Raw genomic sequence first — 25,720 nt, 5'->3', positions numbered from 1 at the left:
TTGTATCATAAAAATAAAATGTGAAAAGTCATGAAAGAAAAAATGAACGGTATTTACGTTTTATGGATCACAATTTTTGTGACGATGCTCGGTATCGGGCTGATTTCGCCACTTCTCGCGATATTTGCAAAGTCATACGGATTATCAAATTTTCAGATCGGGCTGATTTTTGGCTCATTTGCACTAGCTAGAACGATTTTTCAGCTTCCTGCAGGAACTTTGTCTGATAATTACGGAAAAAAAGTATTTTTGGTTGGCGGAACCTTTCTTTATGGGGTAACTACTTTATTTTATGGTCTGGTATCGGGATTTGCAAGTATATTATTAGTTAGGACATTTACGGGGGTTTTTTCTGCATTTGTAAATCCCATTGCTGGGTCATATATCGCACAGATTTCTCCGAAATCAAAACTTGGAGAATATATGGGGGTATTTAATTCTGCCATAGCTCTTGGTTTTGGAGTTGGCCCACTACTTGGCGGGCTACTTGCAGACATGTATGGATTTTTGGTTCCTTTTTATGTAGGGGGATTTTTAGGGATAATTGCATCAATAATAGCATATTTTAAACTGGATGAAGGTCCCAAACCTCTGGAAAAACAAAAACTAGCATGGAAAAATTTATTTTCACTAGAATTTTTAAAAATGAGAAATTTTAGCGCAGCATTTATCATAAATATTGCACTAACAATTTCAAGAGGCGCGATTCTTGCATATCTGGCAATCTACGCTTATGATTACGGAATTTCTGCATTTAAAATCGGAGCAATGCTCGCAGCAATGAATTTTGTTCTCGCAGTAACTCAGAAAAAATTCGGAAAAATTTTCGACGAAAAAGGAAACAGCATAATATTACACGGAATTTTCATTGGTAATTTGGGAATGTTTGTTCTTGCAATGTCCACATCATTCACTGCAATGTTTATTTCATTGATTATTGCATCGATCGGAGCTTCAATGAGTACTCCTGGAATAAATTCAATTGCAATTCGAGATATTCCTCATGAAAGAAAAGGAGAAGCAATGGGACTTTACACCGCAAGTATAAATGTCGGAATCTTTTCTGGAGCAGTACTGCTTGGATATATCTCAGATATCGTTGGAATCTCAAACATGTATAAAATAGGGGCAGTATTTTCCTTTTTAATAAGTTATCTTGCATATATTTCTATAAAAAAATAAAAAACAGAATTAAATTTCCGATTCCTCTGCAAAAGCCCATTTTAATAGTGGGGGGGTTGAAATAATCGATATCGTGATAAATATCATTGTCGCAGCAATGAATTTTCCAACATTGGATTCGGAAATTACTCCTGCATGTATTGCAACCATAAGGTTGATTAACGCAATTTCTGCTCTTGGAATTGATCCGATTCCCATTTGAAGCGATTTTTTCATGTTCCATCCCATAATTCTGGCACCAAATCCTCTTCCAACAACTTTACTCACAATTGCAATTGCAGTTAGTACCAAAGCAAGGTAAAGCGCATCAAAATCTCCAAAAATTGTTAAATTAAGGGAAGCTCCTGTATACACAAAGAATAATGGAATTAATATACTGTAGCCTATTGTTTTTACATCTTCAATTAAATTTTTACCTTCAGGGGTTCTTGAGAGGACTAACCCTGCCATAAAAGATCCTTCAATAGCAGCTTCAAACCAATTCTCTGCTAAAAACGAGAATAAAAACATAACTGCAATTGCAAGGGACAGTATTCCTTTTTCTACATGGAGTTTTTCTGAAAATGAGATGAATTTATTTACAAATTTCATGGCGAGGAATCCCGTAATTATAAAGAAAATTGCGAATTTTCCTAAAAGTCCAAGAATACTACCGCTACCTACTGCAAATATAATCAGCATGATTCCTAAAAAATCATCCATAATACTTGCACTAAGCGATGCAGCACCAACTTCACTTTTTAGCACACCTAAATCCATCATTACTCTTACAGTAATCCCAATACTCGTTGCAGTTAAAACCACACCTCCTGCAAACGATTCGACACTACTGTATCCCATATACAGCATTGCAAAATAACCCATCACTAGTGGAACTAAAACACCAAAAACCGTGGAAACTGTCGCAATTTTGCCAGTTTTCTTTAAAACTGATAAATCTGTGTCAAGCCCACCTAAAAATAACAAGAATATAATCCCGAGTCTAGATAAAAAATCAAAAACTTCGTTATTGTGAATTGTGAGATGATCAGGACTTACTAATCCAAAAAATACCAGATTTCCAATTAGCATCCCCATAAGCATTTCGCCGAGAACGCCCGGAAATCCCAATCTATTCATCAGGTGGTCACCAAGTTTACCAAAAATTATCGCAATACCGATGGTAAACAACACCCAGCTAATTTCCATTAAAAACCCCTCTATTATTTACTGAGTTAAGCAAAGACTCAAAAATTTGTCAATCAGTATTTTTAAACTTATTTCGCCGATTAATCTTTCATCATCATCGAGCACCGCTAAAATCTGGATATTATATCTTTTCATTTTTAACAATGCTTCAAGTACCGTTGAATTATGGCTGATTGCAAGTGCATTTTTTTCCATAACTTCTTTTGCAGTTTTTGCACCGCCGATTACCGATTTCAAAGCTGAACGAGTACTTCCAATGTATAGATTATGTTTGTCCGGAGGCAATAAAAAATCTATAACACTTAAATATTTTATGACGCCAAGCAAACTACCTTCTTCTTTGCAATTTATAACCCAAACGTGATGTCTTGATCGTAAAAGTTCCATTACGTTAATAATCGGGTCATTACAACAAACAACAGGCATTGTGTTTATTGGCGGTATTACATGTTTCAATTTAATGTCATGATATTTTTCGAGTGCATTTTCAAGATTTTCCATATATTCACCCAAGAGTTTAAAGCCGATTTATATATCTTTTTGAAGATATAAATATTAATCAATTTTTTAGGGGGAGTCAATGCCTTTAAACGAAATTATTGGGGTTATTGGAAACTTAATTTCAAAAGGTTATATCCAAAAACAGAGCGTAATTGATGCATTAATGAGCGTTCCAAGGCACAAATTTATTCCTAAAGCCATGGAAGAATACGCATACATCGACAGCCCTTTAGGAATCGGATGCGGCCAGACAATTTCTGCAATACACATGGTTGGAATAATGTGTGAAGAACTCGATCTGGATGTGGGGCAGAATGTGCTTGAAGTTGGAACCGGTTCGGGGTATCATGCAGCAGTAGTTTCTGAAATTGTTGGTGAATCTGGAAAAGTTACAACGATAGAACGAATACCTGAACTTTTTGAAAAATCAAAGCAAGTACTCTCAGAACTTGGATACGAGAATGTTGAAGTGGTTTTGGGGGATGGTACAAAAGGATATTTGGAAAATGCACCATATGATCGGATATATGTTACTGCGTCTGGACCAAATGTTCCAATAGCACTTTTTGAACAGTTAAATGATGGTGGAATAATACTTGCACCTGTTGGAAGCCATTTTCAGACTTTAATGAGATACAAGAAAATAAATGGTAAAATATTCAAAGAAAAACTTCTGGAAGTTGCTTTTGTTCCATTAATCGGTGAAAATGGCTTTTGAGATTGATTATCCTTTTTAAATTTGATATATCAAAAAATCGACATACTTTTTTATATTTGAAAATAAAACTAATTTTGAAACGCTTATTAAATTAGGAAATACCAGAAAGGGAGAGATAGAATGAAAAAATTAGGAACAGACCTTTTGAAAAGAGGATTTGCTAAAATGGTAAAACACGGGGTTGTAATGGATGTTACAAACGTGGAACAGGCACAAATTGCAGAAGATGCAGGTGCTGCTGCAGTAATGGCTTTGGAAAGAGTTCCTGCAGATATTAGGGTACAAGGCGGCGTTGCAAGAATGTCCGACCCAGAAATGATTTTAGAAATTAAAGATGCAGTATCAATTCCAGTAATGGCAAAAGCAAGAATTGGACACTACGTAGAAGCGCAAGTGTTAGAATCAATCGGTGTTGACATGGTTGACGAGAGTGAAGTTTTAACTCCTGCTGACGAAGTAAACCACATCGATAAAAGAGCATTTACCGCACCATTCGTTTGTGGTGCAAGAAATTTGGGCGAAGCTTTGAGAAGAATTGATGAAGGAGCAGCAATGATTAGGACCAAGGGGGAAGCTGGAACTGGAAACGTTGTCGAAGCTGTAAAACACATGAGAGCAGTTAACGAAGGAATTGCAAGAGTTGTGGGCTACAAAGAAATGGGTCTTGAAGCAGAATTAATTCAAATGGCAAGAAACGAATTAAAAGTTCCAATGGAACTCATTTCAGAAGTTGCAGAACTTAAAAGACTCCCTGTTGTAAACTTTGCAGCTGGGGGAATTGCAACACCTGCAGATGCAGCTTTAATGATGCAGATGGGCTGTGATGGAGTATTTGTTGGATCAGGAATTTTCAAATCCGGAAACCCTGAAGTAAGAGCAAAAGCAATCGTTGAAGCAACCTACAACTTCGATAAAGCAGACGTAATCGGAGAAGTAAGCAAAAACTTAGGGGAAGCAATGGTTGGAATAAATATCGATGAAATTCCGGAAGAAAAGCTTCTCGCAAAAAGAGGTATCTAATTCTGCCTTTATCACTTCAATCTTTACTTTAAATTGAATTATATACTATCTTTTTAAATCTAAAACACGATAATTATTTGAAAAAATAATTTAACAAGAATATTGAACTACCGAAAGCTTTATATATAATGATACTATTATTGAGTATGCGAACAAATTGCCTCGGTGGCTCAGCCTGGTAGAGCGCCTGACTTGTAATCAGGTGGTCGGGGGTTCGAATCCCCCCCGGGGCTTGAGTTACCTTTATAAATAGGTAAGTTCAAATATAAGTCGTCTTATGGGCCTGTGGGGTAGCCTGGTCATCCTTTGGGATTTGGGATCCTGAAACCCCAGTTCGAATCTGGGCAGGCCCACCACTTATATTCCCGCGATAGTTCAGACTGGTAGAACGGCGGACTGTAGATCCGCATGTCGCTGGTTCAAATCCGGCTCGCGGGACTCACATATTCTTTCTGGGCCCGTAGCTTAGTCTGGTAGAGCGCCTGACTTTTAATCAGGCGGTCGAGGGTTCGAATCCCTTCGGGCCCGCTCAAAAAACACGTACATTGGAGTTCCAAACTCCAGCTGTTTTGATACGGCGGTCAAAGCGGGGGTGTCCATCCGATCCCATCCCGATCTCGGAAATTAAGCCCTCCAGCGATTCATTAAGTACTGCCATCTGGTGGGAACAATGTGACGCTGCCGGTCACTTCTCATTTCACATGCTCTGGTGGTGTAGCTCGGCCTATCATACAGGACTGTCACTCCTGTGACTCGGGTTCAAATCCCGGCCAGAGCGCCTTTTCTATTTTCAACATACGCAACATGGGCCCGTAGCTTAGTCTGGTAGAGCGCCTGACTTTTAATCAGGCGGTCGAGGGTTCGAATCCCTTCGGGCCCGCTCAAAATTATTTATTTCACATGCTCTGGTGGTGTAGCTCGGCCTATCATACAGGACTGTCACTCCTGTGACTCGGGTTCAAATCCCGGCCAGAGCGCTTTTTTAATAATATTCAAACTAATTGATATATTTGGATTTATTGTGAAAACATGTCCTACAACGACGAAGAATTCAACAAAATTTTTACAAAAGGAAAATTTTTAAAAAATATTATTTTTAATTTATTTAAACCCTATAAAAATCCAAAGTTTATCGGGGAAACTAAGAATCCAGAACTCGATGAGTGTATTTGTTGCGGGTTATGTGTTGATGTATGTCCAACAAACGCAATATCTGTTTTTAAATTTCGAGATATAATCTGTGAGCACTGCGGTGCATGTGCAAATGCATGTCCTGTTGATGCAATTGAAAAAAACCGATATTCAGTGGATCCTGAAAAATGTATAAAATGTGGGTACTGTTCAATATTTTGCACAATTCCAATTTTAAAAAATGAAATGCCGATTCCAAAAGTTCCCGAAGTTACAAAAGAATGTAATAACTGTAAATTATGTATTCAAAAATGCCCTAAAAAGGCAATTTCTTTTGAAAACGGTAAAATTTCAATAAATCCTGAAAAATGCAATTTATGCATGAAATGTGTTGAATTCTGCCCGCTTAATGCTTTATTATCCCCACAAGATGCACTAAAATCTAAAATTATCAAGGTAGATTTAAATTCCTGCATTTTTTGTAAAGATTGCGAGGAAGTATGCCCCGTTAAATAATAAAGCACTGAACTAGCCAATTATTAACATTTATATATTACTTTTTTAGAATAGGATAAATATCATACTCGAGGGGATCTTTTGAGGTACGGAATTTTATTTTCAGAAATTTTACTGTTTAGTATTGGCTTAAATGTTTTTGGCACATATATTGAAGGCATATATCTTTTTCCGCTGTATCTTGACAGCATCGGAACGATATTTAGTGCAATGATCTTGGGCCCGCACATCGGGGCACTTGTGGGCCTTATTACAAATCTGATAACAGGTATTTTTATATCTGAAGAAAATTTTCTTTTTGCAATTGTAAATGTTTTAATCGGAATTACTACTGGAATAATGCTCCATACAAAAATCATTAATTTTAAAACAATATTTTTGGCTGCGATAGTTGTATCCTTGATTTCTTCAATCTTGGGAAATATGGTTTCAATATATTTCTTTGGCGGAATAACTGAAGGAGGGGTTGGACATATTACCCAAACGATCATTGCACTTGGACAGGGTATCCCAACTTCCGCATTTGCCGCAGGACTTTATACGAATTTTGCAGATAAAATTCTTTCATTCATGGCGGCATTTTTTATAATATACCTATTCCAAGATACTCTATCGATATACGACTTAAAAATCGAGGATTAGGCTTTTAATAATTATTTTAAGGTTTTTTAGAATATCTGAATTTAACGTATGATCCTGTTTTAGATACTTTTTTACAAATTACTCTTCTTAAATAGCTTTTAATTTTTGAACGTCCAACGAGGTGTTTTTATATATTAAGTTTTATAATTAGTATATTCTCTATTTTTTAATCTAATGATAATTATTAAATAATATAATAAACACTAAATAATGTATTTCGGAGGTGTAATCTTGAAAAAATTAAATGGCATACTCGCTATCTTATGCATTATGGCGGCCCTCGTGTTTGCAGGATGTACTGAACAGCAAGCTTCAGAAGTATCTGAAGAAGAACCGATTGTGACAGTATATGTTGCATACGGAGGACTTGATTTAATTGCAGAAGAATTTGAAAAAGATACGGGCATAAAAATGGAATACGTGTCCCTTTCATCTGGTGAGGCACTTTCCAGATTAAAGGCTGAACAAAGTAATCCTTCAGCAGACGTATGGCTTGGAGGAGGAATAGATGCATTTATAAGTGCACAAAACGATGGATTACTCGAAGCATACAAATCTCCTAATGCAGAAGAGATTGATCCATTATTTGTTGAAGAAAATGGTTACTGGATAGGAGTTTCTCTTGTTACAATAGGAATTTTAGAAAATACCGATTTAATGACAGAAAAAGGATTACCTGAGCCAGAAACTTGGGATGATTTAATAACCGAAGATTACAGTGGTGAATTAATTGCATCAAACCCAACTGTTTCAGGTACTGCATACTTTACAATATGTGGAATTCTTCAAATGAATGGTGAAGAAGAAGGCTGGAATTACCTTGATAAATTCTACCAAAACACTCCGTTCCTTACAAAAAGGGGAAGTGGACCTGGAAATTTAGTAACTGCTGGTGAATACGCTTATGGTGTAGCACCTGATCCACACACGACATTAATCGCAAATTCAGAATTACCTGTAAAATCTGTATTTTTGGATAACGTTATCTGGTGGCCTTCACCAGTTTCAATAGTAAACGGTGCAAAACACCCTGAAAACGCAAAAATATTTGTTGACTGGTGTCTTTCAAAAGAAGGTCAGGAAGTATTGATGCAGGCAAGCCCTCGTGTACCTGTAAGGGGAGATATTGAAGTTATCGAAGGAGTTCCAAACCCTGAAGAACTCAATTTCATCGACATGGATTTCGTGTACTGGGGAGAAAACAGAGATAGAATTTTGGATGAATGGGAATCCCGATACCGAGAAATTTCAACTACTGAATAATTTTTTATCTATTTTTTTACAGGTGCAGTAAATGAAAGAACTTTTTAAAAAAGAAATGCTACCAAAAATTTACCCAAAAATCCTTGAAAATGGTTTTTATATCCTTGCGAATGCTTTTTTATTGTTATTCATAATGTACCCCATATTTGTTGTATTTATACAGTCGGTTTACGGCTCAAACGGTTTTACACTCGAATTTTATTCCAAATTTATTTCAGATTCGTACTATTTTAGTATTTTAAAAAACAGCGTCGTTGTAGCGTGCTTTTCAACACTAATTTCCATTGTATTAGGTTTTATTTTTTCAATAATCATTTTTAAAACGGATTTCAAGTTTAAAAATTTTTTTAAAGTCGCAGTTTTTCTACCGATAATCACACCCGGATTTATTTCATCACTCGCATACGTTTTTCTTTTTGGACGGCACGGGGCTATTACTTACGGGTTACTGGGGCTAGAACCAAGTATTTATGGCTGGAAAAGTGTCGTGATAATGCAGTCGATTGATTACACGACAACCGCGTTTTTTATAATTTCTGCGGTACTTCTGGGAATTTCTGGAGAATTTGAGGATGCTGCAAGAAATCTTGGTTCAAACGAATTTCAGGTTTTCAAAAAAGTAACCTTTCCCTTATTAATTCCAGGAATATTGAGCGCAGGGCTTTTGATATTTATGCAATCAATGGCGGATTTTGGAACTCCAATAATCGTTGGCGGAAATTTCAATACCCTTGCAACAGCATCATATTTTGAGATAATTGGAAGATACAACACACAAATGGCATCAACTCTCAGTGTGGTACTTCTTTTTCCATCATTGGCCCTTTTTTACCTATATTCTAAATACCACAAAGGTTATGGTCTCAAAAAATCCAAATTAACAAAATATTCACTTAGCAACTTACAAAAAACAGTTCTGGGGATTCCAGCAGTATTTTTCTCAATAATTGCGTATCTTTTGTTTTTCGCAGTTTTTGTAGCATCATTTACGAAGAGTTTTGGCCACAACTATGCATTGACACTAGATTATTTTTATGAAGCAATTGGCGCAGGACAATTGGCAATAAAAAACACGTTAGTATATTCCCTATCTTCAAGCATTTTGGTGGCGTTTTTAGGTGTTGCTTATTCATATATTGTGTATCGCGGAAAGTTTTTCGGCCGAAAGCTAATGGATCTGATAATAACCCTTCCTTTTGCAATACCTGGAACTTTTATGGGTTTAGGTTACCTTTTAGCGTTCAATAATTATCCGTTGTTACTTAACGGAACATCTTCAATTATAATTTTGAATTGTATGGTTCGAAAGCTTCCATTCTCATTTAAAACGGGAAATTCTGTACTGTCACAAATAGAAGAATCTGTTGAAGAAGCATCTCTTAATCTTGGTGCAAATCGGTTAAAAACATTTTACAAAGTAGTGCTGCCTTTATTAAAACCTGCAATAATATTTAGCATGATATATACCTTCATTGCAACAATAAAGTCGTTAGGTTCCATAATTTTCTTAATGACTGCAAATACAAAAGTGTTATCTGCAATGGTGTTCGAATCAACGATAAATCGGCAGCTCGGTGTTGGAGCATGCTATTCAATGTTTATGGTTATACTCTCGATAATTGGAATTTTAGGGATATTGAGATTGAAAGGGGATAAACAATGGTTTTAAAACTTGAAAATATTTCAAAAAACTTCGAAGAAAACACGGTTTTAAAAGATATTAATTTTGAATGCGCAGAAGAACTTGTATCTCTTGTTGGTTCTAGCGGGTGTGGAAAAACAACGTGTTTAAGGGTTATAGCAGGATTTGAAAAACCTGATCAAGGCAGACTTTTTTTGAATGGTGAAGATATAACAAATCTTCCACCAAACAAGCGAAATATCGGGATGGTATTTCAAAACTACGCATTATTCCCACATTTAACTGTTTTTGAAAATATTGCATATGGTTTAAAGCTAAAAAATCTAAGCAAAAATGAAATTTCAGAAAAAGTAAAAAATTCAATAGATATTGTGAATTTAGGGGGATATGAAACATATTCTATCGAAGAATTGAGTGGTGGGATGCAGCAACGGGTTGCAATTACAAGAGCAATGGTAATTGAACCAAAAGCAATGCTTTTAGATGAACCTCTTAGTAATTTAGATGCAAAACTCAGGATAAAGATGAGAAAAGAGCTTAAAGAATTACAAAGAAGTCTCGGGATTCCAACGATTTATGTAACACACGATCAAGAAGAAGCACTAGCATTATCCGATAAAGTTGCAGTAATGAATAAAGGGATAATTGAACAGTTTGGAAAACCTTATTCAATTTATTCAACTCCTAAAACAGAACATGTGGCCAAATTTATTGGAATTGTTAATGAAATTCCCCTTTCGATATTAAAAGAATTAAATATTGAAAATTACGCTGATAAAAAGTATTTTGTAAGGCCGGAATCAATGAAATTTGGAAACGGAAACTTTAATGGAAGAATTTTAGATCAAGAATTCTTGGGCAGTATTACAAGATATGTTATAAAGCACGGTGATTTTTTATTTACCATTCAAACTAATAATTCAACAGATTTTAGAACAGGCGATGAAATTTCATTTGATTTTGATAAGAACAGTATTATTTCAATTTAATTCTTTTTAACAAATTTTTAAATACTCTTCAACTATTTTTTGATAGTTTTTATTAACTTCAAACTCAGAAATATTATAAAATGAACCTTTCTTCCAGTTTTCACACGTAATTTTATCAATATTTAATTTTCTTAAAAAACCGCAGTTTCCATTTAAAATAAAGTTTTTAAAATATTCTAATTCAATATTGAATTTATTTTTTAAAAATCCATCAAAATAATTATAAATTAAAGCATTTTCTTCGATTGAAATATTATTTTTAAGCCTTATCTCGTATTTCCAGATATTGTCAAGATACAAATGAAGTTTATATCCTTTTAAAAAAGATTTTTCAGAAATGGCGCTATCTTCAAAATACTTTTCAGGATCCAAGTTATAAAAATGAGTAATTTTTCGCTCAATCTTTGAAAAATATCCAATATCCGGCACACTTGTTCCAAAATAAAAGTTATCTAAATCAAAATTATCCGTAGGGCAATTTTCAAGAAATATCTTAGATAGAACAAGATGGGAGTACATATTTGGCATAATATTACCTATTTCAAATGTTCAACCGAATCATCGTCTGGAATATATCGTAAAAAGTTATTTCCAATTCTTGCATCATACAATCCGGCTTTGTTTGTGTAAGTTAGTATTAAATTCATCAAATCTTTTGATTTTAGGTTTAAATATCCTTTTGAGCATTCTTTTTCGTTAAAATATTCATTAGGATCAGTTATGATTCCATTTTTAAATACTGCAATTGGAACCTCTTCTCCTGAATGAATCAGCGTTCCAACGGAGGGTGTAGAGTGATCAGCTGTAACAATGATTAATTCTTCACTTAGTTCATTTATCGTTTCAAGACATTTATCTAGTTTTTCGATAACTTCAACTTTATTAACTGGATTTTTAGTATGTGCCGCTTCATCGGGTTCTTTAGTATGTATATGTATAAAATCGTAATTTTTTAATTCAATTCCTTTTAAAAATGCTTTTTCAAAATCTCCTTCAGGATAGTAATCCATTTTTAATAATTTCGACAGGCCTTTAAAAACGCTGCTTTTTGCAACTATTGCAGCATTCATGCCCCAACGATCTTTAAAAGAGTCAAGTTCAGTTTTTCTGCCGGCCCACTTTGTAAGCAAGAAATTTGCAAGCTGAAGTCCATTTTCTTTTCGTTCAATATTTATTGAATGGTTTTCCAAGATTTCAGTACATTTTAAAAGATATTCATTCAATATTTGGGCTGTTTTTTTTGCATTTTCAAACTCTAGCGACTTTGAAATATTTTTGAGTGGTTTTACTTTTAAAACATGCCTTTCTCGATAAAATGGATCGCTATCCGATATTTTATCAGATATTATGTAATCTTTAGATATTATTTCTAAAATACAGTGTGTATCAAAAGAATAGTGTAATTTAAATTCATAATTTTCAATTTTTTTCGGGAGGGAACTTATAAGCTGTTTTATTTCGTCTGTTGAAATATTCTTAGTACGCCTGTCTTTTACAAAAAACCCATTATTCTTTTCTACGTATCCAAAAGTAGCTCTCAAATAGATTGAATTGTCGTTAAGTTCGATATCTTCGCCTAAAGCTTCGATAACGCCTCTTCCGGGAAATTCAGACAAGCTGTATCCCCAGAGCAAAAAATGAGCAACTTCGGTTCCAAGGGGAACGCCGTTTTTATACGGGGTCATTAACCCAGTTCTGCTTTTTTTCGCAAAAGCATCTAAGTTTGGAGTTTTTGCATATTCTAGTGGAGTTTTATCGTTTAAAATACAAGAAGGCCTATCTCCAAGCCCGTCCAACAATACAAGTAAAGTTCGCATGTTACGTTCATTAAAGAAACTTTTTCACTGTTTTGAGGTATTTAAAGTTATTTTGGTATCCTTTCTTTAATATTTCAATGGATGCGGGATATATAAACTCGTTTAAAATTTTTACGATTTTTTCCTTTTCAAATATTACTTTACCATCCAGATCACGGTAATTTCCACTAAACATGCATGAATACTGGTTTTGGCCTTGTTCCCAATTATCTCCAATAATCTCTTTTATTTTGGATCCTTCTTCAATGTCTTTTACTGGAAAAATGAGTTCAACATCGAATTTTTCGCATATTTTGTAGTATGTTTCAAGAGTTTCTTTAAATTGGTCGATTTTAAAGTCGTTATCGTGAAGTATCCTCTCTCCACTAATGATTTTTTTTCCAAGATGTTTTGCAAGAGGGACCCTTAGCATTCTTAAATAGGCATGACATCCAATACACGGCGTGTAATATCCATATTTTTGGACGGCATATGCAACAAATCTTCCGTTAAGTGCATTCCAGAGTTTTGGTTCAAAAATAAAGTGAAGGGGCAGTAAATACTTATTTTCGTAAGATTCTTTAATTTTTTTATTTATTACGTCCCAGTTTCGATAGAATATTTCTTTTTCACCGTAGTCGGTACCCGTAAATCCTAAAATCGGTAAAACCGCATCAATGTCTTCATTTTCAAAAGCTTTTATAATCGCAGCCGCGCTATCTCTTCCAGAAAATTCTCCAATTACGATTTTTTCCAATTTAATTCCGTTTTCTTCTATAATTTTTAAGCAATCTTTAGATAAGGTCAACTCTTTAAAAGATTTTTTAAACTCGATATCCAAAATAACACCCAATAAATTAGAAGTACTTACTTTATCTATAGTATTCAAGGTATTTATTCAACATGTTTTTCGTATTTTTTATTTCTTCAACATTCATCAGTTCAATAAGCCAGAAATCGCAGCCAATATCTAACAGGCCGTCTAAAACAGGTTTTAAATATGTTAAATCTTTTGGAGCAACATGTCCTATTTTATCGCACTCTCGCTCGTAAGTATGGACGTTGTAAATTTTATCTGAAAATAGGTTTATACAGTTCATTCTGTTTTCATACGGTGTATGTCCGATATCAAACGTTATTTTGCACCCGGTTGCTTCTGCAACATTTATTACATTTTCAGGTTTTGAAGAAAATCCCTTTCTTAAATTTTCGATACAAAGTTCAATGTTTCTTTCTTTAGAATATTCGTTTAATTCTGAAACATTATCTAAAAGAGTATTGTATTCGGGTTCTTTTCCATTATGGAGATGTATCGTTAAATAATCTGCTCCAGGGATATTATTAATTACATTTTTTAGTGTTTTAAGTCCTTCGGTTTTATTTGGGGTTCCGATATCTACGATAGGTGCGTGAAATCCAGTAAGTCCACTTTTAAAATGTTCATCAATATTGGGACAAAAATGAAGGCCCCAATCGGTAAATTCCACTCCTTTTTCAGGTTTTGAAAATCGCATGCATGTTCCTATCATATGAGCACCGATACACACTATAGCAATCAAGATATATAAAATTGTCATTAAGTTATCTAATAATTAGCACTCAGTGGTAAAATATATGTCTTTGAAAGATTGATATTTTTATGTGGAAAACTAAATTTGGGGGTTAAACTACATTTAAACGAAAAATAGGGGTTAAAATATGAATGCAGTATTTGAAAGAAGGAGTGTTCGACAATACACGTCTGAAGACGTTTCAGAAGAAATTATTGATGATTTATTAAAAGCAGCAATGTCTGCACCGAGTGCATGCGACCAAAGGCCTTGGGACTTTGTTGTGGTTCGCGATAAAGATACTCTTTCAGGAATTTCTAAAATAAGTAGTCACGCAGAAATGTTAAACGAAGCACCAGTTTCAATCGTAGTTTGCGGAAACATGGGGAGAGTAAATGGTTCTTGTAAACAGTTCTGGGTTCAGGACTGTGCTGCAGCAACTGAAAATATATTAATTGAAGCACAAGATCGAGGGATAGGTGGGGTATGGCTTGGAATTTACCCTGTGGACGAAAGGGTCGAAAAAATGAGAAAAGTTTTACATGCACCCGAAAATGTGATTCCTTTTTCAGTTGTAGCGTTAGGACACCCTGCAGAAAAGCCAGTTCCTGTAGAAAAATTCGATAAAGAAAGAGTACACTATGAAAAATGGCAGATTGGGTACTTTTAATTCTTTTTTAATTTTTAAAATTATGAAAAACGATTTTCATCCTGAAAGAATCATTACTTTTTTATTTTATCAGGGTTTAGTTTATACAGCAAAAATTTTCGTATTATTTTAAAAGGTGGTTTTAATGAAAACGGTTTCGATAATAGGCGGAACGGGGTATACGGGTTCAGAACTTTTAAGACTCCTTTCAAATCACGACAAAGTCGAAGTTTTGAATGTAACATCCAGAAAAGAAGCTGGAAAAAAACTAACGGATTTTCACCCCCAGGTAAGAAATTTAAGAAATTATAATGATTTGGAATTTCAAAATATTGCTCCAGAAGATATTGATACAGACATCGTGTTTTGTGCAACTCCCCATGGGGCATCGATGGCAATTGTTCCTACATTACATGAAAAAGGAATTAATATAATCGATTTAAGTGGGGACTACCGGTTTGAAGACATCGAAATGTACGAATCATGGTATGGATTGAAACACACTGGAAAAATAGAATCTGCAGTTTATGGTCTTCCAGAACTTCACAGGGAAAAAATCAAAAAGTCAAAAACAATTGCAAACCCTGGATGCTACCCAACAGGAGCAATTCTTTCAATGGCGCCGCTGGTTGCAAACGATCTTGTTGATGAACGAATTATTTTTGATTCAAAGTCCGGAGTAAGTGGTGCAGGTGTTGTAGCAAGTCAGACTACGCATTTCCCAAATGTAAATGAAAATCTTGGAGCATACAAAATAACGAAACACAGACACAGCCCTGAAATTGGAAAAGAACTTGAATATCTCGGAAATAAAAGATTAAAAGTTTCATTTACGCCACACTTACTTCCTGTTACAAGAGGAATTTTAACCACCGCACACTCATACTTAAAAGAAGACGTGAGTAGAGTTGATGTAATCGAAATTTACGAAGAATTCTACAAGGATGAATTTTTCGTAAGAATTTTTGAAGAGAGTATGCCCTCTTTAACTGGAGTTCGTGGAACTAATTTCTGCGATATTGGCGGATTTGAAATCGACCAGCACGGAAGAATTGTCGTGGTTTCAGCAATAGATAATCTTGTAAAAGGAGCAAGCGGTCAGGCAATTCAAAATATGAATATTATAATGGGGTTCGACGAAAAAGAAGGGTTAAGTGTCGGAGGTATGAGACCTTAAATTATTTTAAAATATTTTTTTATTTTCTTATTACGTTAAATCTTCCAGCAGATGAGTGTTTTGGAAGTACTTCTACACCGAGATGTTTCAAATATTGATACGTTTTTGTATCAGTTCCATGAATGTAAATTTCCCCTAAATCTTCAACAGTGTTCACATCGATTGAAGTGTAGAACGAATGACATTTTATTACTTTTAAATCGTTTTTTTCAGCTTCTTCAATATGTTTCAAAAAACTAAATCCTTCAAATTGTGTTTTCATACAATCTTTTGGGTTTAATAAGAGTAAATTAGTGCCTCCTCCTCTAGAAGGACATATAACTATTGAATTTTCAACTGATTTACTGGTGATTGTTTTTAAATTCTCTTCTTTTAATAGTGGGACATCTGCAGGGGTTATTAAAATAGAATCCTCTTTTATAAATTTTAAAGAAAAGTTTATAGCTTCGTTTAATCCTTTAACGTTGCTTTCTTCTCTAATTGGGATTATTCCAAGATTTTTTGAAAATTCTAAAATTTCTTCGTCCTTACTTACAACGTAACAGGCGTCAGAACATTCTTTTACGGTTTCGTAAGTATCAAGAAGAATGTTTTTTATGAGTTCTATTCGTTCATCAGAACTTAAAAATTCTTTCAGTCTTGATTTAACATTTGATAGGGGGGATACGGGTATTAGTGCCGCTAACATCTTTTACCACAACATTTTAAAACGATGATTAGTTTGGGGGTTTAAATTATATAAATAACATTGCATTTGAAAACGCGCTCAAATCGCCAGCTTCTCCGTGTCCGGAGTATATTTTTAAAACCCCTTTTTTATAAGCTATTTTTTCGAGCAAATTTATGGATTCTCGTAAATTTATTAAGTTTCCTGTTGGAAGATCACTACGTCCAACACCGTACGCAAATAGTGTATCTCCGGTAATTAACGAATCTTTATACAAAATACTTATTCCTCCAGCGGTATGCCCCGGAGTATGTATAATTTCAATTCCAATTTCTTTTAATTCTGATTCGACTTCGCCAATTGTAAAAATATCTTTTGGAGGGGTTAAATTTACTCCAAAAAGCCGACTAACTGTTACATCACTATTCTGTGCAAGGTCTTGTAATTCTGATTCATGGATTAAAACAGGAGCGTTAAATTCTTCCTGAAACAGATAATCGCTTCCAACATGGTCAAAATGGCAGTGGGTGTTTATAATATAATCTATTTTGTCAGTATACTTTAAAACATCCTTTTTTAAATGTTCAAAAGTCCCAGGAGTTCCAGGATCTACTAAAATAACTTTTTTATCCACTATCAGGTACGAATTTGAATCATAACCTCTTCCATTTAATTTATAGATCAAATTATCACCTTTTTATCTCAAATGGATGCAATCTCCAACGTTAAATACTTCAACATAATTTCCAGTATCGATGTGAATCCCGTTATACGAAATGTCAACAACTTTTCCAGTTACTGTTTTTTCAAGTATTGTCAAATTCACATCTTTAAACATGGTTTTTGAGTATTTTTTGTATTTTCCAAGAATCAATTCGTCATCAAGTTTTAAATTTTTAACAAATACTTCAATAAATTTTTTTAAAATTAAATCAACGTTAAATTTTAAGTTTTCTATTTCTTTTAATGATGTTCCGATCTTTTTAATTTCTGAATCAATTTCGTTATTGATATTTATTCCAATTCCGAGTACCAAATAACCATTACATACGTTTAATTCAGTTAATATTCCACATATTTTTTTATTTTCAAATAAAACGTCATTTGGCCATTTTATTTCAAAATTTTTATCTGAAAATTCTTTTAAAGTTTCTACAACAGAAATTGATCCAAGAAAATTTATTTTTTCAATTTTTCCAACGTCTTTAATATCCATTAAAACTGAAAAATAAAGTCCACCTTTGTTAGAAAACCACGATCTATCCAGTCGGCCCTTCCCGTGAGTTTGAATTTCTGAAACTACGATTTTATTTCTTTTACCCAATTTTCCCAAATCGTAAGCGTAAAGATTTGTGGAATTTATCGTTTCGTTAGAAATTATCTCAAAATCCAATTTAACCACACTAGTAATTTTCAAATACATTTAAGAAAAATTCGTCAGCTTCGACTTTTCTAACGATTTCAGGAAATACGTACGTATTTTCTTTTAAATCTTTTCTAAGCCTTCCAACAACGAGTACAATGTCCCCTTTCTTAAAATTTTCCAATTTTTTAGCCATTCCCTTAAATCCTGAAACTCGAATATCATCAGTTAGGTCTTCGACAGTAACAGAACAGAATTCTTTTGCAATATTCGAATATTTTGAAACAATTACGCCGTACAATGCAACCCTTGAAATCTTTTCCGAGTTTTCGGTTACAATGTAGTTTGATTCCCACTGGCCTTCGGTTTCAACAAATTTTCCAGAGGTTATTTCTTTTATCGGTATTTTTTTTACAGGTATCCTCATGATAATACACCGTTAAATATCGTAATTTTCTATTTTTTCCATAAATTTCCCAAGTAATTTTGGCGAAGACTCGCTAACATCGACAACAGCTTCTGAAAATATGATAAGCCCTTTTGGAGTTATCTTTACAGTTCCAAAAACTAAAACACGTGAACTAGAGGCTATTTCAATGGATTTATTCTTAGACACAAGAATTTTTCCAGAAGAATCTTCAATTTCTAATTTATCGTAATTTTCTTCCTTTTCAATTCCGATAACCGTTCCAATCAATGCAATTTTGCCGTCAATCAATGATTGGTTGATATCTCCAATTTTTTTAAGTTTATACATGATTTATCCCTTTAATTTATTGTTAAATTCATCCATAACGTTTATTTTATTCCATGAATTACATCTAAATGCAGTATCTTTTAGATATTCATCATATATTGTAAATCCAGATGCCAAAATGTCCAACCCTAGCATTTTTTCGTTTAAAACGTCCAAAATATTTTCATCATCGATAATCATTCTTTTAAGTTCGTTAAAGTCCAGATATTCCGTGCTGTCGTTTAATGTAGTTCTGACTGTGTCTGAGCCATCATCAAGAGTGCATGTGGATAAAAACAGCCATTTTAAATTTTCATCTTCTTCATCGACTTTATTTCCACATTTACAGACTGCATAACCTTTTTTTAGAACCATTTTTTTATTGCACTTATCGCAAACAGGAAAGTAAGGTTCTTTTGAATGAATTGCAACAATTAAACCTCTTAATTCCGCACCCATTCCTTCTTTTAGTTCGGAAATAAGTTTTCTCGAAAAATCGTTTCGTTTAGCACTGGATTTTTTTAGGAGTTCATCAATTACTGGCAAATCTGACTCGATTTTTGAGATTTTACCCGATTTTGAGAGTGCCAAATGAATTCTATCTTTATATTTTTTTGGAGCATGCGCATTTTCAATTAATATTGCATCTCCTTCGTTTAAATCGTTCAAAAGATCGATCTGTTCAGACCATAATGATAAAAGCCCCCTTGCAGATCCATCATTTACAACGACATTTACAACTGGGTTTCCTGACACGATCTTTTCTTCAAAGATCTTTTCAATTCTAGCGATCGAAGTTATTTCGATCATTTTTTCGATTATATCGCTCAATTTTATGGTTTCGATATCTTTAGTTTGGGACATATTTTCCAATTTTTCAGAAGTTTCTAATATATCATCAAGACAGGAGTCTTTTTGAGGCATTTAGTTCACCGATTAGTTTCAAAGTTATATCACAAGTTTTAGTTTTATTTCAAAACAATTAAAAAATGTCAAAATTTAAAATAAGCCATGATTAAACTTATGATATATTATAACAAAATTTATTTATATTTTTTATCTATAAAATTTAGAATACTGTTATGAATTAACACGCTTGGTGAAACAATGGTTGGTACTCCTCTTTTTTCAAATGCTAAGAAAATACTGCTTCTTGGAAGTGGGGAATTAGGAAAAGAAGTAATTATCGAGGCTCAAAGGTTTGGTGTAGAATGTATTGCAGTTGATTCTTACGAAAACGCGCCAGCAATGCAGGTAGCACACAGATTTCACGTAATCGACATGAAAGACGCTGGGGCCTTAAGGGAAGTAATTGAAAGGGAAAAACCTGACTTGATAGTTCCGGAAATCGAAGCAATAAACACGGATACATTAAAAGAAATGGAAACAGAAGGATACCACGTAGTTCCAACTGCAAATGCTACAAAGCTTACAATGGACAGAGAGGGAATTAGAAGACTCGCATTTGAAAAATTAGGATTAAGAACTGCAAAGTACGAATTTGCAGAAAACTTAGAAGAATTAAAAGAAGCAGTTCAAAGAATTGGAATTCCTTGTATTATAAAACCAATCATGTCATCATCCGGAAAAGGACAGAGTACGATTAAATCTGAAGGTGATATCGAAAAATCGTGGGATTACGCGAAAAGCGCTGCAAGGGGAATTGGAACAAAGGTAATCGTTGAAGAATTTATTAAATTTGACTATGAAATTACCCTTTTAACTGCAAGGACTGCTGAAGGAACTCGATTTTGCGAACCAATCGGCCATATTCAAATTGATGGGGATTACCACGAAAGCTGGCAACCTCACCCAATGTGTGCGCCAACTAAAGCAAAAGCACAGGAAATGGCAAAGAAGATAACTGATGAACTTGGTGGATACGGTATTTTTGGAGTAGAACTCTTCGTTTTAGATGATGAAGTGATATTTAGTGAAGTATCCCCAAGACCGCACGACACAGGAATGGTTACAATGGTAACTCAAAAAATGAGCGAGTTTGAAATTCACGCAAGGGCAATTTTGGGACTTCCTGTAAACGTTGATATATTGTTTCCCGGTGCAAGCCACGTTATAAAGTCAGAAATTCTAAAGTGGGCTCCAGAATATGAAATTCACGAAGCTTCAAAAGTAAAAGACACAAAGATAAGATTATTTGGAAAACCAATCGCAAAAGTTGGAAGAAGAATGGGTGTAGCGCTTGCAGTGTCAGATAACGTTACAAAAGCAAGGGAAAATGCAGAAAAAGCAGCGCACCTTGTAAACATCAAATAATTTTTATTTTAGTTTATTTTTTATTTTTAATTTAAACGAGTTTTACAACATAAAAGACCAAGAATACCCAAAATGCAACTGCAAAAAAGCCTTCTTTTTTTCTAAATGTATAATTTGATGGATAAAGTGCCTTACATCCCATTGGTGTTATGCAGTCACCCACGATATGTGATAAATAACCGATAGCGATTGGAATTATGTAAAATTCTAAACCCTGAAATGTCGTAAAAGACGTCGAAATTATATTGTACAAAACCCATGCAAAAACCGAAATCGCAATACTTTTTCCAAGTAAGTTGTTATTTGTAACCATTATCAAAGCAATCAATGACGCCATTATCGGGGATATTATCGATAATTTAAACGTTAAATACCCTAAAATAACTGACATAATGCCAAGACTAAAAAAAGTATGTGTAATCCCCCTATGTTCTGCATAATATGGAATAACGTAAATTAAACCGCTTAAAACTGCTGCAATAAAAAATCCTGTGTTAAAATATTCTGGCCTAAATAAATATGCCAAAATCGAAACTAAAATAAGTCCTCCAGAAATGTAGAGCCCCCTTTGAACTATTTCTGATTTTACGTCATGATCCAGATCAGGATAAAGTGCTCCCGCAACCAGTAAAAAAATTTGTTCAGGAGCTGAAATAAATGGAAGCCCCATTATTATTCCAAGAGTAATATGTCCTTTCCAGTTCATCTAACCACCAAAAGAAGCCCCTGCCTCTTTTTGGCAGGTTTAAATTAAGGATATTGCATCAAATTTATTTCTAATCCTAATTAAGATTTCAGGAATCATGGTAGTAATTACTGATTTGTCAGCACTTTCAAGAGCCTTTTTATCACTACCATTGCAAGCATATGCATTTATTCCGTTATCATTTAAGATTTTGACGGTCGCATGCTCAACCCAAGGGTCAACATCGCTTACGTATAATTCTTCAGGTTTCAGTGTATCTGCAATACTCCATGAGATGTACCTTCCACCAAGAACCCCTACTTTATCGCAATTTAACTCTTCTTCAAGAGAATCAAGTGTTTTTCCAAAGTACGGCGAGTTATACATTCCACTATTTGTAACTGCTACCCAGTGGGCGTCACCCATAAAATAGTCCCCAATCATTGAAGGATATATCATATGGTTTCCTTTGTAGTTTAAAAATCTACTGCTTTTTGCAAGTACTTTTAATAGTTCCCTGTTTGCAATACAGATGTTAATTTTTTCAGCTTCTTCTTTCATTATTTTTAAAACTCTTGGAAGTCCAAAGTTGTTCCTTCTAGCTTCTTTAATATTATGCCCACACATGTATCCGTGATGGTTACCACTAAATCCTGATAATATTACGTTTAATCCACTTCTAAGTCCAACTCTACATTCATCTTCATATGCACCGTTTGTTGCAACAACTCCCCCTTTAACAAGGATTCTCGAAACCGCAACTGCTTTTGCAAAATCTTTAAGTCTGTCTTTTGACCTGTTAAAAGGCCCTCCTTCGACTACGAGTGCATCAACTTCCAAGTCGTTGCAAGCTTTTAAACCAGATATTAATTCTTCGTAACCGTCTCCGATATGGAATATTCCTTCAACTCCCCTGCCAAATTTATGGGCTGCTTTTGATACATCTTCCATTTCAGAAATGTCTGCACCATGATCACAGGCACCCTGTTCTTCAACAACGTTTACACAGACTGTTGCTGATTTTTTTATCCAGTCTGCAACTTCACTAGAATATTCTCTTTCTTTTGTGGTGAGTCTTTTATGGATCCTGTCTCTTGGGCAACCTTTGTATGGCGGTCCGTTATAATAGCAATCCCCCATACAGTGGGATATTTCTTTTGGAAATCTCATTGGACCAAATCGTCCAAAATGGTCGAGATCGAGGGGAACTTCAACGTTATTATAAACTTCATTCATGACCGCAATTGGTGTTAATCCTTCTTTTTCCGCAATATCTGCGAGAGCATATCCGCAAAGGTGTATTGGAAAACCCATATGCTCTGTTAAAACACAGTTTTCGATAAATTGAGGGAGGGTTAATGATGAAGCACAGGGTCCAACCCCAATTTCCAATATATCGCAACCTAGTGGGAATCTACGAAAAATGCTTCCTAATTTCTGTGTATCTTCAAAATTAAGATCATCAACAGTATCTACAATTTCAATAATATCTGATTCTGTTAATTTTTGATTGTTAATTTTGTTTATAACTAATTCTCGAAGTTCCATTGCAGAATCAAGATCATTTAATGAATTTGTTATGAGTTCTTTCATAATTTCACCTTATTTTGCGGATAAGAATAGTTAATTTAGTTTTGGGGTTAGTCCAAGTTCTTTCATCATACATATAACATCGTTAAGATTTCCAGTTTTTGGATTTCCAACACCTTTGATATTCATCGGGTGGTTGTCGGGAATTACTGTGGCAATATTGCTTGCACCGCCTAAAAGTGCAAATTGGGCCAATTCTGGACCCATTGTTGGTGTTGGTGAGGTAATCCTGATATTGGGGAATAATAGTCTTGCAATTGCAATAGTTTTTGCCTGTTCAATTGCAGAGCATTTTGGGCATTGTTCCATTGGGGTATCCTTGTACGGGTTAAAACCCATTACTGGAATTTCTTCAACATCCAGTTCTTTTAAAAAGAAGAGGTGTTCAGCCCTATCTTCGTAAGATTCGCCAATTCCTATTAAAAGACCTGAAGATAGTTCAATTCCATGTTTTTTAACCATTTTACAAACGGATATTCTGTCATCTAAATTTTCCCCAGGTTTAACTTTATTAAAAACTGATTTATTGGTGGTTTCAAGATTACAGCAGATTGTATCTATATTGTATTTCTTAAGTTCTGAAATACAGTCTTCAGTTATGTCTGCTCCAGCATTTACCAAAACTTCCAAATTAGAAGCTGATTTAACTGCTTTAAGTGCCCTTATTACTTCCTTTCCACTGTACCCATGTCCGGAAGAACAGCTGACTCTTTTAATGCCTGAATTTTCAACTGCAGCCGCAGAAGATTTTATCTGTTCGTCATTAGATCTAAATGGTTCTACATATCCTTCTGAACTAGTTCCTGCAGCAAAACCGCAGTATGCGCATTTTGGAGTTACAGAACAGATGTTTGTAACATGAACGGTTGAGGTAATTTCAATCTCGTTTTTAAAAAAATCCCTAACTTCAGAGGCTATTGAAAAAAGTTTTAAGTAATCTTTCCAGTTTTTAATATTAAATAATTCAATTGCATCCGATTTTGTGATTAATCCCTGCTTTACACTTATTTTTCCATCTTTGAGGTCTTGAAAATTGCCTCTTATTTTCGAAAATATCATTAAACCACCGGATTGTAAATTACGCTGAAAATTAAAAAAGAAATATATTTTATTGTATTTAAGGTTTTATTGAACAGCTGCATTCGCATTTATTTTCGTTTGTGTGTTTTTCGAGAACTTTTAAGGAAGTAGGAAGGATATCTGCTAAAGGACCAAAGCACATGCTGTCTGCAGTACCGGTTAGTGCTTTAGGATTCAATTTATCTTCCATGTTTTTAATGCCTTCGCTTCTCATTAATTCTAATAGCTGTGTGATTGCTTCGTCAGCCATCATTTGAGCGAAATCTGCAGGAGCGCCCAATATCTGGGTTACTGCATCTCTGTAAGCTAAGATACCAGCGTAAACTGGTGCGGTAACTGCTGAACCCATGTCGCATACGGGGCTGATTAAGTTTGCAGGCATTTTGAATGCTTCCCCTCTTGCAGTTTTTGCCATACAGTAGAATTCTTCTACCTTTTCTGCATCGGCTAAACCTTCTGAAAGGAATGCTTGACCTTTCATTTCAGGAACTGCTCCCGGGTGGTATGCAATAATGTTTAAATCGTCTCTTCCCATGTCTTTGAAGATTTTTGCGAATTTTGGCGTTGGGATTGTACAAGCGTGTGTTACAATTGCACCTTTTTTGATTGCACCAACGAATTTTTCAATGATTGCAGGTTGGCTGCCACCTTTTGGTAACCATGTGATTACGATGTCAGCATTTTTTACAGCTTCAACGTCGCTTGCAGTTACTTTTAAACCTATGGTTTCAGGGTGTACGAAGTGAATACATCCTTTAGGTGGTTTTGGTGTTTCTTTTGCCTTAGCTTTTACAGCTTCTCTGATTTCAGGCATTACTTTTTCTGCATCTCCTGCTAAGTGTGCTTCCATAACTGTTTTGTAGTCAAATTGGTCGAGTACTACAATTCCAGGTTCTTCAGCAAAGCAAGGGTCTGAAACAACAACTTCTGTGATTTCAGGGATTAAGTGTAATAATTCTGCACCCATTGTGATTGTTGAGTGGGTCATTGTAATTTCAGGGATTCCTACTTCTTTTGCAACTTGTGCAGCTCTTGAAAAGTTTGTGATTCCTGATGCAGCGTGCGTTCTGTAGCAGCCTGCACCTAATATTGCCACTTTCATTTCTTACACCTCAATATTTACTATAGATTAATCTAGGTAATATAAAAGCTATTAAGGGTTAATACCTATATAAATATTAATCATTAGATTATTTAATGTAATAAGTTAAGTATAAATATATTAATAAAATTTCTTCTGTATATCATATCATAGTATTTGTTATTAATATTTTGTACATACATGAAAATTATTTTTTTACCAATAAATAATATGATATCCTATGCAAAATAACTAATGCTATTAAAAAATCAAATATCAC

27 protein-coding genes, 7 tRNA genes and 1 rRNA gene are annotated in these 25,720 nt (G+C 34.5%); 19 read left to right on the top strand and 16 right to left on the bottom strand.

Annotated elements, in window-relative coordinates:
- The first annotated feature begins 30 nt into the window (after positions 1–30).
- Positions 31–1,182, top strand: a complete 1,152-nt coding sequence (locus tag MMARC5_RS08045; RefSeq protein WP_011869321.1) for an MFS transporter — start codon at positions 31–33, stop codon at positions 1,180–1,182.
- Positions 1,183–1,191: 9 nt separating this feature from the next.
- On the opposite strand, the gene MMARC5_RS08040 is transcribed toward MMARC5_RS08045, so the two are convergent.
- Both MMARC5_RS08040 and MMARC5_RS08035 read right to left on the bottom strand, forming a co-directional pair.
- Positions 1,192–2,370 carry a cation:proton antiporter gene (locus tag MMARC5_RS08040; RefSeq protein ID WP_011869320.1) on the bottom strand — a complete coding sequence of 393 codons (1,179 nt, stop codon included), beginning with the start codon at positions 2,368–2,370 and terminating at the stop codon, positions 1,192–1,194.
- An 18-nt stretch (positions 2,371–2,388) separates the two neighbouring features.
- Positions 2,389–2,871, bottom strand: coding sequence for a CBS domain-containing protein (locus MMARC5_RS08035; protein WP_011869319.1), 483 nt, complete (start codon positions 2,869–2,871; stop codon positions 2,389–2,391).
- 79 nt (positions 2,872–2,950) lie between these two features.
- Here MMARC5_RS08035 and MMARC5_RS08030 point away from each other — a divergent pair, with 79 nt between their 5' ends.
- From MMARC5_RS08030 to MMARC5_RS07960, 15 genes are all read left to right on the top strand, one after another.
- Positions 2,951–3,589: a protein-L-isoaspartate O-methyltransferase gene (locus tag MMARC5_RS08030; protein WP_011869318.1), complete on the top strand. Its 639-nt coding sequence runs from the start codon at positions 2,951–2,953 to the stop codon at positions 3,587–3,589.
- 120 nt (positions 3,590–3,709) lie between these two features.
- Positions 3,710–4,609 carry a pyridoxal 5'-phosphate synthase lyase subunit PdxS gene (pdxS, locus tag MMARC5_RS08025; RefSeq protein WP_011869317.1) on the top strand — a complete coding sequence of 300 codons (900 nt, stop codon included), beginning with the start codon at positions 3,710–3,712 and terminating at the stop codon, positions 4,607–4,609.
- A 159-nt stretch (positions 4,610–4,768) separates the two neighbouring features.
- Positions 4,769–4,842: transfer RNA gene (locus tag MMARC5_RS08020), tRNA-Thr, on the top strand.
- A 46-nt stretch (positions 4,843–4,888) separates the two neighbouring features.
- Positions 4,889–4,965, top strand: a tRNA-Pro gene (locus MMARC5_RS08015).
- An 8-nt stretch (positions 4,966–4,973) separates the two neighbouring features.
- Positions 4,974–5,047, top strand: a tRNA-Tyr gene (locus tag MMARC5_RS08010).
- A 16-nt stretch (positions 5,048–5,063) separates the two neighbouring features.
- Positions 5,064–5,137 (top strand) — tRNA-Lys (locus MMARC5_RS08005).
- 45 nt (positions 5,138–5,182) lie between these two features.
- A 5S ribosomal RNA gene (gene rrf, locus MMARC5_RS08000) occupies positions 5,183–5,296 on the top strand.
- A 16-nt stretch (positions 5,297–5,312) separates the two neighbouring features.
- Positions 5,313–5,387 (top strand) — tRNA-Asp (locus MMARC5_RS07995).
- A gap of 28 nt (positions 5,388–5,415) precedes the next feature.
- A tRNA-Lys gene (locus MMARC5_RS07990) sits at positions 5,416–5,489 on the top strand.
- A gap of 22 nt (positions 5,490–5,511) precedes the next feature.
- Positions 5,512–5,586 (top strand) — tRNA-Asp (locus MMARC5_RS07985).
- A gap of 52 nt (positions 5,587–5,638) precedes the next feature.
- Complete coding sequence (locus MMARC5_RS07980) at positions 5,639–6,256, top strand: 4Fe-4S binding protein (protein WP_011869316.1); 618 nt, start codon at positions 5,639–5,641, stop codon at positions 6,254–6,256.
- Positions 6,257–6,337: 81 nt separating this feature from the next.
- Positions 6,338–6,898 carry a hypothetical protein gene (locus MMARC5_RS07975; protein ID WP_011869315.1) on the top strand — a complete coding sequence of 187 codons (561 nt, stop codon included), beginning with the start codon at positions 6,338–6,340 and terminating at the stop codon, positions 6,896–6,898.
- 231 nt (positions 6,899–7,129) lie between these two features.
- On the top strand, positions 7,130–8,161 hold the full coding sequence (locus tag MMARC5_RS07970; protein WP_048058528.1) for an ABC transporter substrate-binding protein: 1,032 nt from the start codon (positions 7,130–7,132) through the stop codon (positions 8,159–8,161).
- Positions 8,162–8,192: 31 nt separating this feature from the next.
- Positions 8,193–9,830: an ABC transporter permease gene (locus tag MMARC5_RS07965; RefSeq protein ID WP_011869313.1), complete on the top strand. Its 1,638-nt coding sequence runs from the start codon at positions 8,193–8,195 to the stop codon at positions 9,828–9,830.
- A complete protein-coding gene (locus MMARC5_RS07960) occupies positions 9,821–10,792 on the top strand; it encodes an ABC transporter ATP-binding protein (protein WP_011869312.1) in 972 nt (323 codons plus the stop codon). Before MMARC5_RS07965 ends, MMARC5_RS07960 begins: the two co-directional genes overlap by 10 nt.
- A 6-nt stretch (positions 10,793–10,798) precedes the next feature.
- On the opposite strand, the gene MMARC5_RS07955 is transcribed toward MMARC5_RS07960, so the two are convergent.
- The 4 genes from MMARC5_RS07955 to MMARC5_RS07940 are packed head-to-tail and all read right to left on the bottom strand — an operon-like array spanning position 10,799 to position 14,117.
- A complete protein-coding gene (locus MMARC5_RS07955) occupies positions 10,799–11,320 on the bottom strand; it encodes a hypothetical protein (protein WP_011869311.1) in 522 nt (173 codons plus the stop codon).
- 8 nt (positions 11,321–11,328) lie between these two features.
- On the bottom strand, positions 11,329–12,609 hold the full coding sequence (locus MMARC5_RS07950) for an alkaline phosphatase family protein (protein WP_011869310.1): 1,281 nt from the start codon (positions 12,607–12,609) through the stop codon (positions 11,329–11,331).
- 10 nt (positions 12,610–12,619) lie between these two features.
- Entirely contained in the window at positions 12,620–13,429 is an 810-nt protein-coding gene (locus tag MMARC5_RS07945) for a hypothetical protein (RefSeq protein WP_011869309.1), read from the bottom strand.
- A 31-nt stretch (positions 13,430–13,460) separates the two neighbouring features.
- The gene (locus tag MMARC5_RS07940; protein ID WP_011869308.1) at positions 13,461–14,117 is read right to left on the bottom strand and encodes a sugar phosphate isomerase/epimerase family protein; all 657 of its coding nucleotides are present in this window, start codon (positions 14,115–14,117) and stop codon (positions 13,461–13,463) included.
- A 169-nt stretch (positions 14,118–14,286) separates the two neighbouring features.
- Here MMARC5_RS07940 and MMARC5_RS07935 point away from each other — a divergent pair, with 169 nt between their 5' ends.
- Together MMARC5_RS07935 and argC are read left to right on the top strand one after the other, a co-directional pair.
- Complete coding sequence (locus MMARC5_RS07935; RefSeq protein WP_011869307.1) at positions 14,287–14,808, top strand: nitroreductase family protein; 522 nt, start codon at positions 14,287–14,289, stop codon at positions 14,806–14,808.
- A 124-nt stretch (positions 14,809–14,932) separates the two neighbouring features.
- A complete protein-coding gene (gene argC / locus MMARC5_RS07930; protein ID WP_011869306.1) occupies positions 14,933–15,964 on the top strand; it encodes an N-acetyl-gamma-glutamyl-phosphate reductase in 1,032 nt (343 codons plus the stop codon).
- Positions 15,965–15,983: 19 nt separating this feature from the next.
- Here argC and cofC read toward each other — a convergent pair whose 3' ends face one another.
- From cofC to MMARC5_RS07900, 6 genes are read right to left on the bottom strand one after another with little or no spacing between them, the layout of a single operon-like run.
- Positions 15,984–16,652: a 2-phospho-L-lactate guanylyltransferase gene (gene cofC / locus MMARC5_RS07925; protein ID WP_011869305.1), complete on the bottom strand. Its 669-nt coding sequence runs from the start codon at positions 16,650–16,652 to the stop codon at positions 15,984–15,986.
- Between the two features lie 46 nt (positions 16,653–16,698).
- The gene (locus tag MMARC5_RS07920; RefSeq protein ID WP_011869304.1) at positions 16,699–17,316 is read right to left on the bottom strand and encodes an MBL fold metallo-hydrolase; all 618 of its coding nucleotides are present in this window, start codon (positions 17,314–17,316) and stop codon (positions 16,699–16,701) included.
- Positions 17,317–17,328: 12 nt separating this feature from the next.
- The gene (locus MMARC5_RS07915; protein WP_011869303.1) at positions 17,329–18,054 is read right to left on the bottom strand and encodes a biotin--[acetyl-CoA-carboxylase] ligase; all 726 of its coding nucleotides are present in this window, start codon (positions 18,052–18,054) and stop codon (positions 17,329–17,331) included.
- Positions 18,035–18,421, bottom strand: a complete 387-nt coding sequence (locus tag MMARC5_RS07910) for an OB-fold nucleic acid binding domain-containing protein (protein WP_011869302.1) — start codon at positions 18,419–18,421, stop codon at positions 18,035–18,037. Before MMARC5_RS07910 ends, MMARC5_RS07915 begins: the two co-directional genes overlap by 20 nt.
- 12 nt (positions 18,422–18,433) lie before the next feature.
- Positions 18,434–18,751, bottom strand: coding sequence for a hypothetical protein (locus MMARC5_RS07905; protein WP_011869301.1), 318 nt, complete (start codon positions 18,749–18,751; stop codon positions 18,434–18,436).
- A 3-nt stretch (positions 18,752–18,754) separates the two neighbouring features.
- Entirely contained in the window at positions 18,755–19,654 is a 900-nt protein-coding gene (locus MMARC5_RS07900; RefSeq protein WP_011869300.1) for a hypothetical protein, read from the bottom strand.
- A gap of 183 nt (positions 19,655–19,837) precedes the next feature.
- Here MMARC5_RS07900 and purT point away from each other — a divergent pair, with 183 nt between their 5' ends.
- Positions 19,838–21,004 (top strand): formate-dependent phosphoribosylglycinamide formyltransferase, encoded by a 1,167-nt coding sequence (purT, locus tag MMARC5_RS07895; RefSeq protein ID WP_011869299.1) that lies wholly within the window; start codon positions 19,838–19,840, stop codon positions 21,002–21,004.
- 31 nt (positions 21,005–21,035) lie between these two features.
- On the opposite strand, the gene MMARC5_RS07890 is transcribed toward purT, so the two are convergent.
- From MMARC5_RS07890 to hmd, 4 genes are read right to left on the bottom strand one after another with little or no spacing between them, the layout of a single operon-like run.
- The gene (locus MMARC5_RS07890; protein WP_011869298.1) at positions 21,036–21,710 is read right to left on the bottom strand and encodes a metal-dependent hydrolase; all 675 of its coding nucleotides are present in this window, start codon (positions 21,708–21,710) and stop codon (positions 21,036–21,038) included.
- A gap of 39 nt (positions 21,711–21,749) precedes the next feature.
- Complete coding sequence (gene hmdC, locus MMARC5_RS07885; RefSeq protein ID WP_011869297.1) at positions 21,750–23,282, bottom strand: 5,10-methenyltetrahydromethanopterin hydrogenase cofactor biosynthesis protein HmdC; 1,533 nt, start codon at positions 23,280–23,282, stop codon at positions 21,750–21,752.
- A 30-nt stretch (positions 23,283–23,312) separates the two neighbouring features.
- On the bottom strand, positions 23,313–24,338 hold the full coding sequence (hmdB, locus tag MMARC5_RS07880) for a 5,10-methenyltetrahydromethanopterin hydrogenase cofactor biosynthesis protein HmdB (protein ID WP_011869296.1): 1,026 nt from the start codon (positions 24,336–24,338) through the stop codon (positions 23,313–23,315).
- Positions 24,339–24,396: 58 nt separating this feature from the next.
- Positions 24,397–25,461, bottom strand: a complete 1,065-nt coding sequence (hmd, locus tag MMARC5_RS07875) for a 5,10-methenyltetrahydromethanopterin hydrogenase (RefSeq protein ID WP_011869295.1) — start codon at positions 25,459–25,461, stop codon at positions 24,397–24,399.
- Positions 25,462–25,720 lie beyond the last annotated feature (259 nt).

It is taken from the genome of Methanococcus maripaludis C5 (genome assembly GCF_000016125.1).
GTDB classification, from domain to species: Archaea; AGJL01; Methanococci; order Methanococcales; family Methanococcaceae; genus Methanococcus; species Methanococcus maripaludis_D.
Note: the sequence above shows the minus strand (reverse complement) of the source record. Positions and strands in the feature narration are given on the sequence as shown.

Coding starts and splice junctions, on each gene's coding strand:
- MMARC5_RS07950 (WP_011869310.1), bottom strand. CDS start 12,609: ATGCGAACTTTACTTGTATTGTTGGACGGGCTTGGAGATAGGCCTTCT.
- MMARC5_RS07905 (WP_011869301.1), bottom strand. CDS start 18,751: ATGTATAAACTTAAAAAAATTGGAGATATCAACCAATCATTGATTGAC.
- MMARC5_RS07910 (WP_011869302.1), bottom strand. CDS start 18,421: ATGAGGATACCTGTAAAAAAAATACCGATAAAAGAAATAACCTCTGGA.
- MMARC5_RS07960 (WP_011869312.1), top strand. CDS start 9,821: ATGGTTTTAAAACTTGAAAATATTTCAAAAAACTTCGAAGAAAACACG.
- MMARC5_RS08030 (WP_011869318.1), top strand. CDS start 2,951: ATGCCTTTAAACGAAATTATTGGGGTTATTGGAAACTTAATTTCAAAA.
- MMARC5_RS07955 (WP_011869311.1), bottom strand. CDS start 11,320: ATGCCAAATATGTACTCCCATCTTGTTCTATCTAAGATATTTCTTGAA.
- MMARC5_RS07965 (WP_011869313.1), top strand. CDS start 8,193: ATGAAAGAACTTTTTAAAAAAGAAATGCTACCAAAAATTTACCCAAAA.
- cofC (WP_011869305.1), bottom strand. CDS start 16,652: ATGTTAGCGGCACTAATACCCGTATCCCCCCTATCAAATGTTAAATCA.
- hmdC (WP_011869297.1), bottom strand. CDS start 23,282: ATGAAAGAACTCATAACAAATTCATTAAATGATCTTGATTCTGCAATG.
- hmd (WP_011869295.1), bottom strand. CDS start 25,461: ATGAAAGTGGCAATATTAGGTGCAGGCTGCTACAGAACGCACGCTGCA.
- purT (WP_011869299.1), top strand. CDS start 19,838: ATGGTTGGTACTCCTCTTTTTTCAAATGCTAAGAAAATACTGCTTCTT.
- hmdB (WP_011869296.1), bottom strand. CDS start 24,338: ATGATATTTTCGAAAATAAGAGGCAATTTTCAAGACCTCAAAGATGGA.
- argC (WP_011869306.1), top strand. CDS start 14,933: ATGAAAACGGTTTCGATAATAGGCGGAACGGGGTATACGGGTTCAGAA.
- MMARC5_RS08035 (WP_011869319.1), bottom strand. CDS start 2,871: ATGGAAAATCTTGAAAATGCACTCGAAAAATATCATGACATTAAATTG.
- MMARC5_RS08040 (WP_011869320.1), bottom strand. CDS start 2,370: ATGGAAATTAGCTGGGTGTTGTTTACCATCGGTATTGCGATAATTTTT.
- MMARC5_RS07940 (WP_011869308.1), bottom strand. CDS start 14,117: ATGATAGGAACATGCATGCGATTTTCAAAACCTGAAAAAGGAGTGGAA.
- MMARC5_RS08045 (WP_011869321.1), top strand. CDS start 31: ATGAAAGAAAAAATGAACGGTATTTACGTTTTATGGATCACAATTTTT.
- pdxS (WP_011869317.1), top strand. CDS start 3,710: ATGAAAAAATTAGGAACAGACCTTTTGAAAAGAGGATTTGCTAAAATG.
- MMARC5_RS07915 (WP_011869303.1), bottom strand. CDS start 18,054: ATGTATTTGAAAATTACTAGTGTGGTTAAATTGGATTTTGAGATAATT.
- MMARC5_RS07935 (WP_011869307.1), top strand. CDS start 14,287: ATGAATGCAGTATTTGAAAGAAGGAGTGTTCGACAATACACGTCTGAA.
- MMARC5_RS07900 (WP_011869300.1), bottom strand. CDS start 19,654: ATGCCTCAAAAAGACTCCTGTCTTGATGATATATTAGAAACTTCTGAA.
- MMARC5_RS07890 (WP_011869298.1), bottom strand. CDS start 21,710: ATGAACTGGAAAGGACATATTACTCTTGGAATAATAATGGGGCTTCCA.
- MMARC5_RS07980 (WP_011869316.1), top strand. CDS start 5,639: ATGTCCTACAACGACGAAGAATTCAACAAAATTTTTACAAAAGGAAAA.